Annotated in this window: 12 protein-coding genes and 1 pseudogene; 4 read left to right on the top strand and 9 right to left on the bottom strand. The window is 69.2% G+C overall.

The annotated features are described in order from the left end of the window. Positions 1-159: 159 nt before the first annotated feature. Positions 160-990: an EI24 domain-containing protein gene (locus WME79_RS38010; protein WP_437525233.1), complete on the top strand. Its 831-nt coding sequence runs from the start codon at positions 160-162 to the stop codon at positions 988-990. A 51-nt stretch (positions 991-1,041) separates the two neighbouring features. Here WME79_RS38010 and WME79_RS38005 read toward each other — a convergent pair whose 3' ends face one another. From WME79_RS38005 to WME79_RS37995, 3 genes are all read right to left on the bottom strand, one after another. Further along, entirely contained in the window at positions 1,042-1,632 is a 591-nt protein-coding gene (locus tag WME79_RS38005) for a Uma2 family endonuclease (RefSeq protein ID WP_437525231.1), read from the bottom strand. A 139-nt stretch (positions 1,633-1,771) separates the two neighbouring features. Then, positions 1,772-3,427, bottom strand: a complete 1,656-nt coding sequence (locus tag WME79_RS38000) for a hypothetical protein (protein WP_437525229.1) — start codon at positions 3,425-3,427, stop codon at positions 1,772-1,774. Positions 3,428-3,560: 133 nt separating this feature from the next. Further along, entirely contained in the window at positions 3,561-4,067 is a 507-nt protein-coding gene (locus tag WME79_RS37995) for a hypothetical protein (protein ID WP_437525227.1), read from the bottom strand. Positions 4,068-4,206: 139 nt separating this feature from the next. Here WME79_RS37995 and WME79_RS37990 point away from each other — a divergent pair, with 139 nt between their 5' ends. Next, positions 4,207-4,839, top strand: coding sequence for a hypothetical protein (locus WME79_RS37990; protein WP_437525225.1), 633 nt, complete (start codon positions 4,207-4,209; stop codon positions 4,837-4,839). Between the two features lie 329 nt (positions 4,840-5,168). Here the strand turns inward: WME79_RS37990 and WME79_RS37985 are convergent, their stop codons facing one another. Beyond that, entirely contained in the window at positions 5,169-5,732 is a 564-nt protein-coding gene (locus tag WME79_RS37985) for a hypothetical protein (protein ID WP_437525223.1), read from the bottom strand. An 863-nt stretch (positions 5,733-6,595) separates the two neighbouring features. Between WME79_RS37985 and WME79_RS37980 the strand changes: the two genes are divergently transcribed. Both WME79_RS37980 and WME79_RS37975 read left to right on the top strand, forming a co-directional pair. After that, the gene (locus tag WME79_RS37980) at positions 6,596-7,663 is read left to right on the top strand and encodes an IS630 family transposase (protein ID WP_437523247.1); all 1,068 of its coding nucleotides are present in this window, start codon (positions 6,596-6,598) and stop codon (positions 7,661-7,663) included. 16 nt (positions 7,664-7,679) lie between these two features. Next, on the top strand, positions 7,680-7,976 hold the full coding sequence (locus WME79_RS37975) for a hypothetical protein (RefSeq protein ID WP_437524905.1): 297 nt from the start codon (positions 7,680-7,682) through the stop codon (positions 7,974-7,976). A 294-nt stretch (positions 7,977-8,270) separates the two neighbouring features. Here the strand turns inward: WME79_RS37975 and WME79_RS37970 are convergent, their stop codons facing one another. The 5 genes and pseudogenes from WME79_RS37970 to WME79_RS37950 all read right to left on the bottom strand — a co-directional run. Beyond that, positions 8,271-9,413 carry a prohibitin family protein gene (locus WME79_RS37970; RefSeq protein WP_437525221.1) on the bottom strand — a complete coding sequence of 381 codons (1,143 nt, stop codon included), beginning with the start codon at positions 9,411-9,413 and terminating at the stop codon, positions 8,271-8,273. Positions 9,414-9,479: 66 nt separating this feature from the next. Continuing rightward, complete coding sequence (locus tag WME79_RS37965) at positions 9,480-11,387, bottom strand: PAS domain-containing protein (RefSeq protein ID WP_437525219.1); 1,908 nt, start codon at positions 11,385-11,387, stop codon at positions 9,480-9,482. Positions 11,388-11,512: 125 nt separating this feature from the next. Next, positions 11,513-12,298 (bottom strand): ABC transporter permease, encoded by a 786-nt coding sequence (locus WME79_RS37960; protein WP_437540021.1) that lies wholly within the window; start codon positions 12,296-12,298, stop codon positions 11,513-11,515. A gap of 5 nt (positions 12,299-12,303) precedes the next feature. Further along, entirely contained in the window at positions 12,304-13,110 is an 807-nt protein-coding gene (locus WME79_RS37955; protein WP_437525217.1) for an ABC transporter permease, read from the bottom strand. Then, positions 13,107-14,009, bottom strand: a pseudogene (locus tag WME79_RS37950) (ABC transporter ATP-binding protein); the annotation flags it as partial. The pseudogene WME79_RS37950 and the gene WME79_RS37955, both read right to left, overlap by 4 nt. Between the last annotated feature and the right edge of the window lie 26 nt (positions 14,010-14,035).

The following is a 14,035-nucleotide window of genomic DNA, read 5'->3' as shown; positions in this document are numbered from 1 at the left end:
GAGGTTATCCACGCATCGAACGGGCCGCGTTCACGGCAACGCCGGCGGGAGCTGAGGGGCCGCGTTCACGGCAACGCCGGCGGAAGCTCGTCCAGAGGCGGATGCCAGCGCGCGGAAGGTGTTGACCGGATGCACGACCGCTGGAACGTTCGTGGCCGGATGATCACCCCCGATGCTCCCCGCGGCTCTCCCACGGCGCCCGCGCAGCGCCCGCCCGCGGAGCTCGTGCCGCTCGAACGCCCCGGCTTCGGCGCGGGCCTCAAGGCCATGCTGGGCGGCTACGGTTACCTCTTTCGCACGCCGGACCTCTGGCCGCTCGCGCTCGTCCCCACGGGCATCGCGCTGGTGCTCATGGTCGTGCTCTCCATCGTCGGGGTGAAGCTCGCGCCTTCGCTCGTCGAGCTGATCGTGAAGGAGCCGGGGACGGGGGGGCTCTGGACGGTGCTCATGGTCGTGCTGCGGATCCTCTCGCTCGCGGTGGTGCTCGTGGCCGCCCTCGTCATCTCGTTCGGGCTCGCGAAGCCGCTCTCGGGGACCGCGCTGGAGCGGATGGTGCGCAGGGCCGAGGCCGATCTCGGGGCGCCCCCGTGGCCGGAGGTCGGCTTCTTCGCGGACATGTGGCGCGCGCTGCAGTCGTCGCTCGTTGCGCTCGCCTTCACGCTCCCGATCCTCATCGTCCTCGGCGTCGTGGGTCTCCTCTTCGCGCCGGCGAACGTGGTTGTCGTCCCGCTCCAGCTCGCGGTGACGGCGCTCGGGGGGGCCTGGGACCTCTGCGACTGCCCGCTGTCGATCCGCGGCGTGCCTGTGGCAGAGCGGATCGAGTTCGTGCGCCGGAACCTCGCCGCGGTGATGGGCTTCGGCTTCGGCCTCGCGCTGCTCTCGTTCTTGCCTTGCGCCCTGCTCATCGTGCTCCCGGCCGGCGTCCTCGGGGCGGCTCGACTCGTCGTCACGCTGGAGCAGTGGGAGGCCACGCAGCGAGCGCCGCGCTGAGCTCGGGCTGCCCGGGCCGCGGCGCCGGGAACTGAACGGCACGGCGGTCTGCTACGTCGCCCAGAGCACCGAAAGATCGAGCTCGACGGCCTCGAAGGGCTCGACTCGCACGCGCGCAGCGTCGCGGTGGACGGCGGCGGGCCCCCAGCCCCGGCCCGAGACGAGCGAGAGGACCTCCAACGTCCGTGCGATCGGGTCGACCAGCCATGCGTGACGCACGCCCTCGCGCGCGTAGATCGGCATCTTCTCCTCACGGTCGACAGACGCCGTCGACGGGCTCAGCACCTCGCAGATCCAGTCCGGAGCGAGCGCGAAGTGGGCCGTCTGGGGCAGCTCGGGCATGCGCTCGCGGCGCCAGCCGGCGAGGTCGGGCACGAGCGCGTCGATCTCGCCCGGCGCGTCCGGGTCGGGGAAGTGCAACTCCGGCTCGTCCAGGATCCACCAGCCGCCTGGCCCACCATCGCCGAGGCCGAAGGGGCCGCCGATCTTGATCCCCAGGACCGAGCTCGCGTTGGCGTGGCGCGGCGCCGGGCGGGGCAGGACGTGGAGCACGCCCCGGATGAGCTCCGCCACCTTGTTCGGCGGGGCGGCTTCGAGATCGGCGTACGTGGCTCGGCGCTGCTTCTCGGCGGGCTGCCCCATGCCCGAAGCCTGCCCGGGGGTGGGCGGCGGGGCAAGGCAGCGAGGAGCAGGGCCAAGTCGGCGCGCCGGTCCGGGCGCTCATCGACGCGGCGCCACGACGGCGACCGCCGCTTGGAGCCTGACTCGGTGCGGATGAGCGCTACATCCAGAGGCGCGCCACGATTCCGTACGTCCCTGGACCTGGCACACCCCCCTGGTTCGCGCCGCAGATCACGACCTTCTGGCCCGGGTAGACCGCGGCCCGGTGGATGCCGCCGGAGTCGCCGATATACAAGGAGAGCACCCCGCCGACCCCGAAGTTGGGATCGAGCCTGCCGTCGCGCAGGTAGCGCGCGAGCACCGGCCCAGGCGTGGCGCCGCCGCTCGCATTGCCCACGACCAGGATCCGGCCGTCGGGGAGCACGATGGCGTCCTGCGCCACGTCGTCGCCGTCGGTGATCGGGAGCGCGACGACGCCCGACGCGCCGAAGCTCGGGTCGGCGGCCCCGCTCGCGAGGAAGCGGCGGACCTCGAAGTCGGCGCTCCCGTCCTTGCCCGCGCTGCCGCCCACGAGGATGCGGCCATCGTCGAGGACGGCGATCGCCGCCGTACGCTCGCTGATCCCGGACGCACCGAAGACCTGCTGGCCGCCGGTCCCGAAGGTGGTGTCGGGCTGCCCGTTGGCCAGGAAGCGGGCGAGGATGCCGTCGGACTCACCCCCCACGTCCACCTCGCCCACGACCAGGATCCGGCCCTCTCGGTCGACGACCACCGACCTCGCGGTGGAGCTGCGGTCGAGCGCCCAGAAGCCGTTCGGCGCGGCAAAGGTGGTGTCGAGCGCCCCATTCGAGGAGATGCGCGCCAGCATCATGCGCGCGTCGCGAGCGCCAGCGACGAGGATCTTGTCGTTGGCCAGGACGAGCCCGTCCACGACCGTCTCTTCGCCGCCCGTGTCGACCAGCGCCTTGCCGTTGTTGCCGAAATTCGGGTCTGCGGTCGCGCCATTCGCGCCGACGCGCCAGAGGAGAATGTCACGCGGCTCCGGGATCTCGTGCCAGCCGATGGCGATGATCTTGCCGTCCACCTGGTGCCCCACCGCGTACGACTGGGCATCGGAGCCCGAGCTGCTCCCGATCCTCGTCGACAGCATCGCGCCGTCGGCGAAGCTGGGATCCAGCGCGCCGGCGCTGGTCAGGCGCGCGATCTTCATCGACGAGCCGCCGAGGCCGCCGACGCCCCAGCCGGTCGCGACGATCCGCTCGCCGACCACCTCGATATCGGTGAAATAGCCGCCGTCGTCGTTCCCGAAGCGCACCGGCGCGATGCCCGTCGCCACGCCGAACGTGGCGTCCAGGGAGCCGGGGCGGCCGGTCACGACCGCGTTCGTCACGGCGGCGGTGCTCTCCAGGGCGCCGGAGGTCGCCGCCAGGGTGAAGGAGATCGTGTTGCCCAGGGCGAGCGGCGCTTCGGCGCCTACCACGATCTCGGCCTTCGTCTCCTTGGCGGCGATCGTGATGGGATCGACGACGAGGCCCGCAGGAGGGCTCACCGCGGCCACCGTCACCGCCCCATCGAAGCCGCCAGTGCGGCGTATCTCGATCTCGACAAGGTTCTTCCCCCCGAGAGGCACCGTGACGTTGGGCGTCAGGACGATGAGCGCGAGATCCATGACGTCAGGGCCGTGACCGCCGCCGCCGGCATCGCCGCCGCCAGCGTCGCCGCCACCGACCTCGCCGCCGCCTGCCCCGGAGGGCGCGCCCCCGCTCCCTTGAGACGTTTGGCCGTCGGGCCTGCCGGTGTCCCGATCGTCGCTCACGTCATGAATGCCCAGAATCTGCTGGCAGCCCGCGAGAGCGAGCGGGAGCGAGGGCACGCACAGAAGCGGGAGCAGTGCGGCGAGTCGACGGCGAGGACGCATTGCGGCCATCGTCGCATCCCCCCTCGCGACGTCAACCCGGACCAGGAGCGTTTCCTGCCCCGCCACACCGCTCTCCAGCCCGCTCCGAGGCCTTCCGCGCGGGCCCGCGGATCGTCTCTATCGCCTCGGCCGCAGCGCCGGAGAGCTCCAGGTTGGAGAGCACCGCGGAGACGACCCGGAATCCTGGCTGCGCGTCGCGGCGATCGTCGCCCTGGTCGCCGGCGCCGTCTTCTCCCCGGTGGCGAACTCGTCCCGCCTGTGCTCGATCGCCAGGAGCTCCCTGCCCGCCTCGATCCATCGCTGCGTCCTGTGGAGCAGCGTCGTCTTGCCCGACGCCGGGATCCCCTCCTGGAACGCGCCGATCGATGGCTCCGCGGCGAGGAGCCGCGCGGCGCGCGCCGCGTTGCCCTGCCTCCGCGGTCGGCGAGGCCTTGACGATGGTGAGCCCGCTCGGGAACAGCCTTGCCAGCGCCTGCTCGCCGAGCGCCGCGCGGGCCGCCTCCGGAGGGGCCTCTCCGATGCAATGCTCGCGGTGCACGTCGATGCCCCAGCAAACCGCCCTCGCGAGGTGATTGACGCCCGATCGATGTCCTGGTAAGCCATGGCACAAATTTCTGGCGATTGCTTATTTCCCGCTGCGAGCTTTCGCCGATGTCAGGAGACTGTTGATGTCGCGAGTGAGCACGTTGGCTGTGGGTTTGGTGGGTGTGGGCGCGGGCATCGCCGCAGCGGTTCTGGTAGGCCAGCTCAGGTCCCCTGGTCCGCGGGACGCCGCGCGCGTCGCCAAGGCGCCCCCGGATCGTCCTGCATCCGTGGAAGCGTCAGGCGCAGAGATCGTGAAGCTGAACAATCGACTGGCTCTCGTCGAGCGAGCGCTGGCGAACGCCGAGGATGCAGGGCAACCAGCGGATGAGCCGGAATCCCAGGTCACGGGTGAACCCAAAGATAGGCCGGCCGTGGTGGACGACGTCGCGGAAGAGAAAACACTGCAGCGATTTGTATCGATAGTGGACGAGTTCTCTGTCATGCCGCCAGACTCCGCATGGGGCTCGCAAGCCGTGCGAGGGCTGCAGTCCGATCTGGCGACGATGGCTAAGAAGTTCGGCTTCGATGTTCAATCCGTGCAGTGCAAGGATCACCTCTGCATGGCCGAGATCGCGTCGTCCAGCCAGCAGGCCGCTACGCAACACGTCACACAGGTCGCGCAGGCACGCTACTCCGTCCGATGCGATGTGGAGGCCATGATGAAGGTGCCTTCGGGGCAGACGGAGGGGATCTCGTCGACTGTTATTTTTACCGACTGCAGATGATATTGAGCTCGGCTGTCTGAGCCACTAACATCATCCGGGGCGGTCACGGCCCACCGGCACCTGTTTCGGGTGCTACCGCACGCACCCGATTCGCGGGTCATCGACGCTCGCTCACGCGGGCTCGGCGTCGACCACGAGAAATCGACTCGCTCGTTTGGCTAGAGAACGTGGGCCTCCCCATCGCGCCATGGAAGACGTCGCCTCGCTGCCACTCCGATTGAAGCGCCAGCAGGGCTTTGGTGCGCTACCCTATCTCTGTCAGTGTAGGGGAGCAGGCGTGCCTCATCGAGGAAAGATTCGAGGCGAACGGGCCCTACGGACAGTCGGGGCTAGCTGTCCGAAACCTTGTATCCAACAAACGTGGCGCCCTCTATCCATGGCGGAGTGCCCTCACCGTAGTCCCCACCAGAGTAAACAATGACATAAGAGAACGCACTCGGATAATTGTGCCACGTGTCCAGATCGTGGTAGGTTGTATTGCGCAGAAGCAATTCCTGTCCACCTGTGGCAGTTCCACTCCACTGGACGACATAATCGCATGCGACGTTGTAGTATGACGTTCCGCCTGAAGTGTACGCCCAGCTCACGCAGGCCTTCGCACCGCCATTGTCACCCCCCTGAGCCGTAGGAATATAGAACTGAAGGCGTACGGTCTCAACGTCAGTTAAAGGAAAGCTCACTGAGCTCGTGTGAGGGCAGTATGCGCTGTAGCCGTCGCTGTTGTAAGGATCGAATATGCCGGCAGCTTCAGAAACGCCGGATTTGTGACCGAGCATATTCATGCCGTAGCAGTTGAATGCAGAATAGCGAAACCCCTCCGCCATGCCGTCTGAGACGGTGGCAAGCATGAAGGCAACGGCGAATCCGGCGGCAAAATTTTTGGCTTTCGTCACGGCACCCCTCTGGAGAACGCAGTGCGCGTGTACCACGCGCAATATCGCTTGTAGTCGTGGATACTGATGCTCAGGTGTGGATATCGTATGTCAGCAAAGGATTGATCGGATTCGCGCCCGATCCGGCCCGGGTAGTGTTTCCATGCCCGAAGAGCGCAACTCTGCACCGACCTCCCATTTGGATGGGGACTCACGAAATCGTGGAACTTGCAGAGTATAGTAACATGGATAACATTTACGTGTGAGCGGGTAAAGAGAAATTTTCACGGCTCGTCGCGGATGCGGATCGCGCCGAAGGCGGCGCGTTACGCTGCCGCCGCTTCGTCGCATCGCACAAGGCGTGGAGCGCCACCTGGCGCCCAGACACGGTGAGATCGAGCGCAGGCTTCGTCGTGACCTTGCCGGTCTGACCGGGGGTCGCGGTAGGGGCGGCTCTTCGTCGCCATGCTGGGTCGATTAGGGCTGCTGCCTGCACGGGTCCCAGCGCGCGCTCCTAGCGCACTGGGCTCTTATCTCGAGTACGGACGTCGAAGCGCTCCTGTGGCCAGGAAGGCGGGTCATCGGCGTGACGCAAGGCGATCACCTCGCCCTGCGCATGCCGACATCTTCACTGCTGGACCCAGAGGTCGAAGGCGTAGTGCACCTAGTACAGCGTTCCCGAAGTTCGTACCTGGATCTGCGGTACACCAGGCCAGGCCCTCGCGATGGCTCGCAGCCCGAGCGTGGCGAGCCTACACGCGACGCATTCCGGTCTACGGGGCGGGTTTGCCGGTTCATCCACGATCGCCTGCGCTTTTGAATCCATCAGCACGGGGCAGGTCCCACGCGCGTAAGTGCCCCGAGCTCGCGCAAAAGCCGTTCTGTTGCCCGCGTCGCTGCGCCAGAAGCTGCAGCACGCGGCGCGCTCGCCCAAGACCCCGCAGCGCGATGCGCAGCGTGCCCGGATCGCGCTCTTGGCCGACGAGGGCTGGAGCAACGAGCGGATCCAGCTTGATGTAGGCTGCGACATCAAGACGGTGCGCAAGTGGCGCAACCGGATCGCGGCGTTTGCTGACGAGGCGGTGCTGCAGGACAGGATGCGCAGGGGCCGACCGCCGCGCGTGGCCACCACAGTGCACTACGACCTTATCAAGTTGGCCTGCAGTCGCCCCGATGAGCACAAGGTCCCGTTCGAACAGGTCTGGACTCTGGAGCGGCTGGCGAAGGCCCTGAAGCTCGAGACCAAGGTAGAACTGAGCCGCACCGAGATCTGGCGCGTGCTGCGGGGAGCAAGCCTCCGACCGCATCGCGTCCGGCTGTGGCTACACAGCCCGGACCCGCATTTCCGCCCCAAGGTCGAGGCGATCTGCAAGCTGTATTTGGAGCCTCCCGCAGGCGCCACCGTGCTCTGCGTCGACGAGAAGACGGGCATGCAGGCGCTGAAGCATCGGTTCCCCATGCAGCCGTGCCGTAGCCGAAGAGCCGCGCGCAAGGAGTTCGAGTACCAGCGCCACGGCACGCGCACACTGATCGGGGCCTTCAATATCAAGACGGGCGAGGTGGTGTCGCGCTGCGGACCGACACGCACCGCCGCCGATCTGCTCGCGTTCATGGACGAGGTGGCGGAGCGCTACCCCACGGGCGACGTCTATATCATCTGGGACAATCTCAACATTCACCACGGCGCCAGGTGGAATCAGTTCAACGCGCGGCACGGCGGACGCTTTCACTTCGTCTACACGCCCATCCATGCGTCGTGGGTCAATCAGATCGAGCTGTGGTTCAGCATCCTGAGCCGTCGGGTGCTCAAGCACGCCTCCTTCGCGTCCGCCGAGGAGTTGAGCCGTTGCGTGCTCGCCTTCGTGCGCCACTGGAACAAGCACGAAGCCCGGCCCTTTCGCTGGAAGTTCCGCGGCCAGTGGAGGGCGACCTTGCCGTCCTACGCCGCCTGAGCTTCCGTGCGGTCCGATGTCGAAGCCGTCCGCCTCCCCGGAGCACGCCGCCTCCGTCCGCGCCTACCTCGCAGCCGAGGGAATGTCCCATCTGCGGGCCCGCAAGTACGGGCAGCTCGTGATCATCGAGTCGGGTCCTGAAGCGGGCCCGATAGCCCACGCCAGGCTCCGCCGTGACACTGTCCACCTCTGGACGCTCGAGATCGCAACCCACACCGGTAGGTGGGAGAAGACCGGCTTCCGCGGCCCGTGGCAGGACTTGCTCAAGCTGTTGATGACCGACTTCCCCTGGACGCTCGCGCCGATCGAGTAACTCGCTCCGCGGCGTTGTCCCGCGACGAGCTCGCTCCGTTTCAACGCCCGGCCAGCCCGGCTCGCGGCCGGGTGGCACAGCGCCGATCCAGGGACGAACTTGGGGAACGCTGTACTAGATGTTCGCCAGCAGGGGCGATACCGCGCCCCTTACGCGATGGGAGACTCGTGGTGGTCAAGGGCATCCCACCGGACGAGTCCGACGGCTCTCCTCCAGCCCGGAGAGGTCGAGACCCCCGCAGCGCCGCCCCGGCCGTTCCGAACGGCCGCTGTCGCCCCGGCCGCCCGTCGCTGCTCAGGGCGCGCTGGCCGGCGCTTGCCCAGCCGGCTTTTCCGCGGGCTTCGCGCCCTTGTCGCCTTCGTCGCCGCCCGCGTTCGTCGCCGCCCCGCCAGCCGGCGCCCCACCGCTCGTCGCCGCATCACCCCCTGGCGCCGTCTCCTCGAGCAGCTCGGCCAGCTTTTGCTCGGCGTCCTTGTCGAGCGCGCTCTTCATGTCGAACGTCAGCATCGGCAGAGGGCCCTGATTCATCGCCGGCAGGCGCCCGTTCCACCGCTCGAGCGCGCGGTACTGCAGCACCGCCGGCGTCGTCGACAGCCGGATGATCGTGTTCGCCTTGGCCTCGGAGCGCGCGCGGATGAGCAGCGCGTCCGCCTCGCCGCGGGCCCGCTCCCGCGCCGACTCGGCCGCGCCGCGCGCCGTCGCGATCGCCTGGTCGGCCTCCGCCCTCACCTGACGCACCCGGTTCTCGGCCTGGATCGCCTTCTGCGTCGCCTCCATCGCCTGGTTGATCGCCGCGGCCACGTTCTCGGGGAGCCTCAGCGCGCCGTTGATCGTGAGCTGATCGATCTGGATGCCGTCCTTGTCGAGCACCAGCACGAGCTCCTTCTGCACGTCGTGGATGAGCCTCGTCTTGCCCGACCCGTAGATCTCCTGGACGGGCATCTTCGACGCGACCGAGTTGAACGCCTCGCGCACCGCGTTGCGCACGTAGCGGTCGGCGAGCCGCATCAGGTCGTTCTCGCGGAAGCGCAGGTACAGGTGGGGCGCCTTGTCCGGCTCGATGTGGAACGACATCCCGATGTCCGCGCCGACGTTGACGCCCTCGGACGACGAGAACGTGATCGACTCGTCGACCGTCCGGCCCTCGTGCGCCGACGCCGTCCAGACCACGTTCTGCACGCTCGTCGGAAACTGCACGATCTGCTCGGTGAGCGGGTTGTAGAACACCCAGCCGGTCACGACCGGGATGTCGCTCACGCCGCGGTTCGAGCCGGCGAGCTTGACGCGGATGCCCACGTGCGCGGCGTCGATCCGCGTCACCGTGGTGCACGCGACGAACAGCGTCGCCACGAGGAGCACGAGGCCGAGCGCGACGCTGCGCGCCACGCCGACGGCGCCGCCCGCGCGGCCGAACTTGATGGGGGGGATCTTCGCCATCCGAGGGTTCTACCTCAACCGCCGCGCCTTACGAGGAGGTGAGGGCGCTCGCAACGCCGGCGCCGATCACGCGTCGCGCGAATCGCGCGTCCCCGTCGCATCGTCCCCGCGCTCGCGGCCCGCCCTCCGCTTGCGCCGCCGCTTGACCGACACCCCGCTCGACTGCATCGCGAAGAGGAGCGCCTCGCGGAGGTTCGAGAGCGTCTTGATGTTCGACAGATCGAGCCCCAGCGACACCACCGTCTGCGCCACCTCGGGCCGGATGCCGACGACGATGCCCTGCGCCCCGAGCAGCGCCACGGCGTCGATGAGCCTCAGCACATGATCGGCCGTGGCCGCGTCCACGGCGCTCACCCCGGTCAGATCGATGATCGCGTGACGGCAGCGGGTCCGCGCCACGGCCTCGAGCAGCACCTCCATCATCTGCTGCGCGCGCTCCTCGTCGAGGACGCCGAGGACCGGCATCGTCAGCACCCCCCTCCAGACCTCGATGATCGGCGTCGACAGCGCCCGGATCGCCTCCTGCTGCTGCTCGATGATCGCCAGCCGCTCGTTCAGCACGGCCTGCTGGCGCTTCTTCTCGGTGATGTCCGTCGCGCCGCCCGCCATCTGGAACGGCACGCCCTTGTCGTCCCACTCGGCCATGCCGCGGGCGAACACGTCGCGGTACTCGCCGTCCTCGCGCCGCAGCCGGTACTCCACCTCGAACGGCCGCCGCTCCTCGAGGTGAGCCCTCAGCGCGGCCTGCATCGCCCCCTGGTCGTCGGGGTGCACGCGCTCGAAGAAGCTCGCGAACGTCCCGCCCCACGCCTCGCGGCGGACGCCGATCATCTGGAGCATGCGATCGCTCCACTCCACCGTGTCCTCGCGGATGTTCCAGAACCAGACGCCCTCGTTCGACGCCTCCGCGAAGAGCCGGTAGCGCGCCGCGCTCCTCCGGAGGGCGGCCTCGGCGCGGCGCAGCTCGGCCACGTCGGTGGTGCCGCCGATCCACCGGAAGATGTTCCCCGCGGCGTCGCGCTGCGGCAGCGCGCTGACCACGTGCTCCCGGTACGTCTGATCGCTCGCCCGCTTCAGGCGGAACTCCGTGTCGTACGGCTCGCCGGTCACGAGGCTCCGGGTCCACGTCGCCACCGTCTTCGGGACGTCGTCCGGGTGCAGCACCGCAAGCCAGCCCTCGCCGATCATCTGCTCCTCCGTGCGGTCGAAATACTCGAGCACGGCCCGGTTCACGAAGTTCAGCTGGCCGTCCGGGCGCGCGGTCCACACCTGGAGGGGCATCGCGTTCCCGAAGAACCGGAGCTGCGCGTCCAGGTCGCTGAGCGGCGCGTCCAGCAGCCCAGCCCCGCTCGCCGGGCCGCCGGCGCCGCGCACCCGGCTCGGCGGCGGCGCGTCCCGCCCGTCCGGCTCCTCCGCCTCCTCCGGCGCCGCCCAGGAGGCGTCCCCGAGCGCGCGGATGAGCGGCTCCTCCAGGTCGAGCGTGCGGTCCGCGCGGCCCTCCGCGATCCGCGCGCGCACGAGGCGGAGGAGCTCCCTCCGCACCTCCTCCTCGACCCGGCCGCGCAGGTAGTCCTTCGCGCCGACCCGCGACTCGGCGAACCTCACCGACTCCGCCGACAGCTCCGCGACGTCCAGGAAGATCCCGAGCGGCGCGCAGGGCCTCGGCGTGATGCGCAGCGCGAGGGTCGCGTCGAGCCGGTGCTCCTCCGCGGCTCCAGCCGCGTCGACCCGCACCGTCACGGCGTGCGGGATCGCGACATCGAACGCGCCGCTCATGCTCCGCGTCGCCGCCGGGTCGCCGACCTCGAAGTCCATCGTGAGCCGCGACGGCCTCCCGAGGACGTCGAGCTCCCGCTCCTCGCGGCGCCCGACCGGGAGGAGGGCGAGCGCCTGGCGGCGTATCACGTCCTCGGTCATCGCGAGATCGACGATGCTCCGACCCAACTCCTCGAGCGTCAGCCCTCCGTCCTTCACCGCGTCTCCTTCCCGATTTCCCGATCCCGCACTCCCCCCCCGGTGTCCGTTAGCCCTCCTCGCGCCCGGAGGGCAATCCTGTCACGCTAACGCACCGCGCCGCTCGCCGGAAGCCCTCGCGGCGTTCAGCTCGACGCCGACGTATACCGGCCTATCGCCCGCTTCCACACGCCGCGCGCGACGGCGCCGAAGGCGAGCGCGCCGACCGCCGCGGCGGCGGCCGTGCGCGGGGCGATGGTGCCGAGCATCGCCTCCGCCGGGTACGTGGTCATCAGCCCGAGCGGCACGATCACGGTGAAGACGACGCGCCAGAAGCCGTTGAAGAGCGTGACCGGCCAGCGCGCGAAATCGAAGATGGAGTTGAAGAGGTAGGCCAGGTTGTCGAGGCGCACGACCCAGAACGCCGCGGAGATGACCAGGATGCAGATGGAGTAGAGCACCAGCGTCGCCGTCACGAGCAGGCAGAGCGCGAGCGCGACGTGGGCAGGCGCGGGGGCGCGCCCCATCTGGGCGAAGGCGTACGCGAAGATCGCCACCGCGGCGGCGGCGTCCACGACCTTGCGGATCTCGAACCGGGCCGTGGAGACGAGGAACTGCGCGTCGGCCGGCTTGAGCAGCGTGAAGTCGAGCGTGCCCTTCCGGATCTGGTCGACCACGCTGATGAGCGACGGGTTCACGGCCCCCTCGAGGATGCCCTTGAGCAGCGTGAACCACCCGACGACGACCAGCGCCCGCTCGTACGTCCAGCCCTGCACCGGCGGCCGGTCCACGAGCGCGATGTGCAGCGGGACCAGCCCGACCACCGTCCACACGACGGTCATCACCGCGCCGAGGAGGAAATCCCACCGGTACTGCATCCCGAGCGCGATCGACACGCGCAGCTGCGTCGCGAGCAACCGGAGGTAACGCACGCCGCTCACCCGCCGAACGCCGAGAACCGCCGGATCCCCGCGCGCCACGCGACGAGCGCGGCGGCGGCGGACGCGGCGGCGAAGGCCCACTGCAACGCGAGCTCGGTGAGCGCGCGGCCCGGGGCGAGCAGGCCGGTGATGAGCTCGACAGGGAACGCGAGGCTGTAACGGAACGGCAGGACCTGCGCGAGATCGGCGAGCCACGAGGGGAACAGCTCGATCGGGACGAGGTAGCCGGCGAAGACCATGAAGGCCGCGAGGTACACGTCGAACACAGCGGTCGAGCTGTCGATGACGAACGCCAGCGAGCCGATCAGCGCCATGGTGAAGAAGTTGATCGCCCAGGCGCCGACGAGGGAGACGACCCAGAGCCCGAGCTCGAGCGCCGTCGGCTGGAACCGCTCGCCCGACGTCGCGACGAGCGCGACGACCGCGATGGGCAGGCAGAGCGCCGCCCGGAGCGGCAGCGCGGCGAGGTTCTCGGCGGCGTAGGAGAAGAGCGGGTGGATCGGCCGGAGCAGGCGCTGCGAGAGGGCGCCGCTCTTGATGTCCATGTTCATCTCCCAGACGAGCCACGAGCCGGTCAGCTGCCGGACGATGAGGATGGCCAGGAAGTACGCAGAGAAGTCGCGCGCCCCGAAGCGGCCGACCGGCGCGCTCGCGGCCACCGCCGACCAGAGCGCGAGGCTCACGAGCGGCATCGTCGTCGTGAGCATCCAGATCAGCATCTCGGCCCGGTACGCGAGCGCGGCCGCGATCCCGACGCGGAGCAGCGTCGGGAACGCCCGGGCGGCCCGAGCGAACCCGCTCATGACGCCGCCCCGTCCGTCGAGCCCGCCGCCTCGCCTTCCGGCCCCACCGAGGGCTCCACGCCCGAAAAGAGCTCGCGCATCACCTCCTCCAGGGGAGGATCCTCGACCGTGAGATCCGAGATGTCGGTGTGGCCGAGCAGCCAGGACATGGCGTCGCGCAGCTCCGCCTGCGGGACCTGCAGCACCGCGTGGCCAGGATCGAGCGAGAGGACGGCGCCCACCCGCTCGAGGAGCGCCCGGTCGACCGGGGTCTTGAAGTGCAGCGCGATCCGCTTGTGGGGCCGCATGCTGTGGACGAGCGCCGCGAGGTCGCCGTCGTAGCGCAGCCTGCCCTTGTCGATGACGATGACCCGCGGACAGAGCGCAGCCACGTCGTCCATGTAATGGGACGTGAGCACGATCGTCGCCCGCCGCCGCTCGTTGTAGCGGCGGATGAACTCGCGGACGCCGAGCTGCATCGCCACGTCGAGCCCGATCGTCGGCTCGTCGAGGAACAGGATCTCCGGCCGGTGCAGCAGGGCCGCCGCCAGCTCGCATTTCATGCGCTCGCCGAGCGAGAGCTGCCGCGTCGGCTTCGTCGCGATCTCGGCGATGCCGAGAAGGTCTTCCAGCTCACCGAGGGTCTCCTTGAAATCCGCGTCACCGATCCCATAGATCGCTCGGTTCACCGCGAAGGTCTCGGCGGGCGGGAGGTCCCAGAGCAGCTGCTGCTTTTGCCCCATCACGAGGGTGATCCGCTTGAGGAAATCGGCCTCACGGTGCCGCGGGACGAAGCCAGCGACCTCGACCTTGCCGCCCGACGGATGGAGGAGCCCGGAGAGCACCTTCAGCGTCGTCGTTTTCCCGGCGCCGTTCGGGCCGAGGAAGCCGACGCGCTCGCCGGGCGCGATCGAGAACGAGAGGTCCTCGACGGCGTGGACGACCT

It is taken from the genome of Sorangium sp. So ce726, from assembly GCF_051521405.1.
In the GTDB taxonomy this organism is placed as follows: Bacteria; Myxococcota_A; Polyangia; order Polyangiales; family Polyangiaceae; genus Sorangium.
The sequence above is the reverse complement of the archived record's forward strand: the minus strand, read 5'-3'. Positions and strand labels throughout refer to the sequence as shown.

Bases quoted from the DNA above. Each gene is read 5' to 3' on its own strand.
- WME79_RS38010 (WP_437525233.1), top strand. From the start codon at position 160: ATGATCACCCCCGATGCTCCCCGCGGCTCTCCCACGGCGCCCGCGCAG.
- WME79_RS38005 (WP_437525231.1), bottom strand. From the start codon at position 1,632: ATGGGGCAGCCCGCCGAGAAGCAGCGCCGAGCCACGTACGCCGATCTC.
- WME79_RS37975 (WP_437524905.1), top strand. From the start codon at position 7,680: ATGTCGAAGCCGTCCGCCTCCCCGGAGCACGCCGCCTCCGTCCGCGCC.
- WME79_RS37970 (WP_437525221.1), bottom strand. From the start codon at position 9,413: ATGGCGAAGATCCCCCCCATCAAGTTCGGCCGCGCGGGCGGCGCCGTC.
- WME79_RS37955 (WP_437525217.1), bottom strand. From the start codon at position 13,110: ATGAGCGGGTTCGCTCGGGCCGCCCGGGCGTTCCCGACGCTGCTCCGC.